This is a genomic window from Patescibacteria group bacterium (genome assembly GCA_027858235.1).
In the GTDB taxonomy this organism is placed as follows: domain Bacteria; phylum Patescibacteriota; class Patescibacteriia; order Patescibacteriales; family BM507; genus BM507.
In genome coordinates this window covers 1-5,074 of the sequence record JAQIDC010000044.1, presented here as the reverse complement: position 1 = coordinate 5,074, position 5,074 = coordinate 1, and the positions used below count along the sequence as shown (strand labels likewise).

The 5,074-nt window shown below is 33.6% G+C and carries 3 protein-coding genes; 1 reads left to right on the top strand and 2 read right to left on the bottom strand.

Annotated features, from left to right (window positions below):
- Together PF572_04005 and PF572_04000 are read right to left on the bottom strand one after the other, a co-directional pair.
- Positions 1-1,232 (bottom strand): HAMP domain-containing sensor histidine kinase (locus PF572_04005; protein ID MDA3840230.1); only part of this gene is annotated, 1,232 nt, incomplete at its 3' end.
- 60 nt (positions 1,233-1,292) lie between these two features.
- Positions 1,293-3,938: a PAS domain S-box protein gene (locus tag PF572_04000; protein MDA3840229.1), complete on the bottom strand. Its 2,646-nt coding sequence runs from the start codon at positions 3,936-3,938 to the stop codon at positions 1,293-1,295.
- Positions 3,939-4,593: 655 nt separating this feature from the next.
- Here PF572_04000 and PF572_03995 point away from each other — a divergent pair.
- On the top strand, positions 4,594-5,074 hold a 481-nt coding region (locus PF572_03995; GenBank protein ID MDA3840228.1), incomplete at its 3' end, for a methyltransferase domain-containing protein.

Here is a 5,074-nt window from a genome sequence, read left to right as displayed (position 1 = left end):
TTACCACCGTGTTTTTCCACAAATTCTTTACAGAGCAATAAGCCCAGACCAGTTCCGGTTTCTTTAGCCGTTCCTTTTGTGGTCATAACTTCTGATATATCAAAGAGTTTTGCCAGATTTTCTGGTGGAATTCCAATACCACTATCCGAAATTGAGATTGTCACATCTGATTGTGTTTGCTCGGCAGTAATATTTATTGCGCCACCGTTGTTTGTATATTTTATCGCATTCGAAACAAGATTTCGCAAAACGGTTCTTAACATATCAATATCCGCAAATACATTTATCCCGTCTGGTGAAGAATAATTGATTGTGATGTTTTTTACTTTGGCATTTGGAATGAGAACTTCAAAAATATTTTTAAATATATCTGAAAAACTCAAATTTTGTGGTTTGAAAGGCATACTACCTTGTTGAGTTCTTGCCCACATCAATATGTCTTCCAGTAAATTATTTGAGTTTTGTGCAGATTTATGAATATTCTTTGCAATAGCTTTAATTTCGTCTTTATTGAGACTGTCAATCTCATCAGTTAGTATTTCAGAAAACCCAAGAATGTTATTAAATGGATTTTTTAAATCATGTCCGAGAATTGATATAAAGCGGTCTTTGTCGGCATTTAGTTGATGAAGTCTTATTTCGCTCTTTTCTGCTCTAAATCTTTCGAGAGTATAGTTTTTGTGAACAAATATGATAATTACATATATAAAATAAGAACAGTAAATGACTGTAATGAGATTGTCAATCCAACGGTCAGTTTCATTTGGGAAGTTTATGATTAAATCAGGTCTATATAACTGAATAAGATGAATAAATATATTCACAACTATGAAAAGAATGATAATATATTTTTTGATCTTATTGGGAACTACTAATAATCCAAGGATTAATATTACAAATGCAATCATTATATTCGACCCATTAATGCCACCATTAAAAATCCAAAGAACTGAAATTCCAAATATTGCGATTATAATAATTGGTGTAGCAAAAGGGTAAAATATGCTTTTAAATCTGACAAAATAGTAAATGACAATCAGACAAACAGATAAAAATAATGGTATTATTATTGCAATTGCTGCAGGTGCAAGAATATAATTGATTATTCCACCTAAGATACTAATCAATATTCCAACGATAATTGCAGACAACAATAAACGATGCTCTAATGGAAAATATTCTTCATTTGCAAAAATATAATCAATCACTTGTTTAATTCTTTTCTTAATCATCACATAATGTGGTTTAATAGATTTATTGTCATGGAAAAATACTTCAGCAGGTAAAGTTTATCATATATTGCAATGCTTTTTTATTAACCCAAATAACCGGGTCTTATTAATTGGTTTAGAAATATAATCATCACATCCGGCTTCTCTAAAACTGTGTTCATCACCATTTTGAGCAAAAGCTGTAACCGCAATAATCGGCAAATCTTTTCGGAATGATTTGATTTGTTGAGTAGCCTCTATTCCATTCATTACCGGCATTTTAATATCCATTAAAACCAAGTCTATTTCAGGATGTTTGTGGCATAAATCAACAGCTTCCTGACCATTCACAGCTTTTAAAAGTTTAAATCTACGATCCCGCAAAACAGTTTCAATAAAGAGATAATTCGAATCATCATCTTCCGCTATCAGTATCATAGATGATTTTTCTACACTACTATCCTTTATCAACTCAACATTGTCTGGTTCTGGTTCTGTACAATCCTCACAGGGTAGTACAAAAGAAACAGTAGTCCCTTTATCTTTTTCAGATTCTAACATTATTTTGCCTCCTAACAATTGAGTAAGGCCTTTGGCAATTGATAATCCTAAGCCGCTTCCTTCATGTGCTCTTGTATTTGCAATATCTTCTTGCATAAATGCATCAAAAATTCTCTTTTGTGCATTTGAAGAAATTCCTTGTCCTGTGTCTTTTACAAATAATTCTACCTCTTTTTGCCCGGAATCAGACTTTTGGATATACCCGAATTCAACAAATCCTTTTTGAGTAAATTTTATTGCATTATCTAACAAATGATTTAATATTTTAGTCAATAATTCCATATCAGTTGTAAGTATAAAATGCTCATAATTGGAAGGAATATTTAATTTTAGTTCCAGATTCGTTAAACTACATCTCTTTTGAAAATGAAAATAAACTTCTTCCATCATTCGGGAAAGATTCATGGGTTTAGGGTATGCTTTCATATTGCCGGAAACAATAAGTGATATGTTCATATAATCGGTGACTGTATTTATTAAACGGTCGCAACTTATATTTAAAATTTCCAGCATTGATTCTTTTTCTTCCTGCGAAATATCCGGTTCTATTACGAAAGGAGCAAAACCGAGGATAGCGTTAAGCGGTGTGCGAATTTCGTGTGAAATATTATTCATAAATGCCGTCTTTAATCGGTCGCTGGTTTCGGCTTTTTCTTTTGCTTTAATTAGTTCTGATTCAGCCTTTTTGCGCTCTGAGACATCACGCTGAATCGCAATAAATCCAATAATCTCACCTTTATCATCGATTATTATATCAGCAGAGCCTTCGACATCAATAAGGTTACCATTCTTGCACTTATTGATATATGGCGTTGCAGGAAGCCTTTGCTTATCGAGTAATGCATGCCATAATTGTTCATGGTTTTCTTTTGGATATAACCCGCTATTCAATATTCTTGGAGTTACTTTTCCGACAACTTCATCAGCAGTAAAGCCATAGATTTTGGTGAATTCGTTATTCATAAAGGTTATAGTTCCTTCTTTATCAGTCATAAAAATTACTTCACCAGAGTTTTTGATTGCCATATTTAATTTGAGCAGACCTTTCTCAGCTTCTTTTCGCTCGGTGATGTCATGGTAATTCATTAATATGCCATTAATAAGTGGGTCATTCGTAAGATTGATAGCGTTAAGTTCTACAGGCTTATAACTTCCATCTTTACACTTATATCTGAACTCTGCCTTTGCTGTCAAGTTCTCTTTTTCAAGGATGGTAACGAATTCTTGTTGAATGCGCTCCAAATCATCAGGATGAACCCTTAACCAACTATCAGTACCAACAAGGTCTTGAGGCTGCCAACCGAACAATTTTTCGACATTGGAACTCTTATATTTCATAAAGCCATCTGCACCGATTATACCAATTACATCAGAGATATTGGATGTCATTGAATTATATCTGGCTTCGCTATTCTTCAATTCTTCCTCTTTCTGTTTGTTCTCGGTGTCGTCCCAGATAATGCCGCTAATCATTTGAGGATTACCTTTATCATCATGTAATAATTTGCCTCTGGCAGTGATGTGATGAATGCTCCCATCGTGCCAAACAGTGCGGTATTCAGGTTTGTATAAAACATTCTGCTCAACTGTTTTTTTCAATGCTCCCTTGACCTTTTCGAGGTCATCGGGATGTACTACTGAAAAGAACTCCTCTGTCGTTTCGCCAAATGTAGCTGAATCGATTCCCAAAAGAATGCAAGCCTGATGATCAAAAATAAGTTTGTTTTCTACGATATTTAATTCCCATGTCCCCATTTGGGATGATTGTAATGCTAATTCAAGTTTTATCTTCTGTTGGTTCACAACCTCTTCCGTCTTTTTGCGTTCGGTGATTTGCAGATTAAGTTCTTTGTTTGCAATGGTTAACTCTGCTTTATGGGCGAGTTCCTTCTTAGTAATAATTAAATCTGTCCTTCGTTTTTCTTTTTCTTTGTCAGCACGGATTAAAGCTTCTGCTTGTTTTTTTATCTCTTTTTCTTGTTTGGCAATTATTTTGTAAGCAGCATCTAACTCACTGGAAGTATGTTTGTTATCAAGGATTAACTTTGATATTTTTTTTTCTGTCTTATCCTTATCAGAGGCAACTTTTATATCCGCAGCATCTAACTTTTCGGCATTTTCTTTATTATCAGTGATTAATTCACCCAATTTATTCTTTTTACTCATGTCATGGTTAGATTAAGCCTTATGTAATTGAAAATCAATTACATAAAGGTGGATATTAATTTTTCTAAGTTACGATGAAATTTTCACAGAATAAAAGTAAATCAATTAATTCTGATAGGCGTTGTACAATTAAAGAAAATAGTTACATAATTCACACACATGTAATTGGAAACTAATGATTTTAGATAGTTATCTTTCAATAATACTACCCGAATCAAAGACTCTGGCTAAGTCTAAATTTGAAACTTAACCAGTGAATTATGAAATAAACAAGGGGAGTCTTGATAAAATTTCTAACCTGATTGAACAAGTACTTTTTAAATAGAATAACCACCAAAAAGTGAAATTTATATTTGAGAACCAGATGTTTAAGGATTGAGTAAATTTTATAGGTAATCTATAATTGGCAATTTTTTATTAAAAGCATTTCATTCGCGTCAACCCGTCTGGCGTTAACTCCTGCTTTTTAAATGGATTGAGTGGGGTCTGGGAATTGGATTGGTAAAAAGAGGTATTTATAAACTAAAAACCGGTACGAATAATAAGAAAAGCCGAATAATAAATAGATTTTCCCTCATCACACACAATTAAAATAAATTCAGGAAAAATAAATGCACTTGAAGTTGGCTGTGGGGGAGGGATATTAACTGAGGAGATAGCAAAAATGGGGTTTATTACTACCGGAATCGACCCATCTGAGCAATCATTGAATATCGCTATAAAGCATGCAAAAGAAAGCAACCTGAAGATAAAATATGAGAAAGGAAACGGAGAAAATCTGCCATTTCAGAATAATACCTTCGATGTAGTCTTTTGTTGCGATGTACTGGAGCACGTTCGTGACTTACCAAAAGTAATTTCTGAGATTTCACGTGTTTTGAAAAACGGCGGGATTTTTATTTACGACACTTTCAATCGTACATTATTCAGCAAAATAGCTGCTATCAAAATATTGCAGGAGTGGAAACGATGGGCCATTATGCCTCCTAACCTTCATGGTTGGGAAATGTTTATCATACCCGAAGAGATAAGATCTTTATTGCTGGAAAACCAATTGGATTGGAAAGAACACCGTGGAATTAAGCCAAATAAATCCTATCCGAAAATGCTTGGGTATCTCCGCAAAAGAGCAATGG

Bases quoted from the DNA above. Each gene is read 5' to 3' on its own strand.
- PF572_04000 (MDA3840229.1), bottom strand. From the start codon at position 3,938: ATGAGTAAAAAGAATAAATTGGGTGAATTAATCACTGATAATAAAGAA.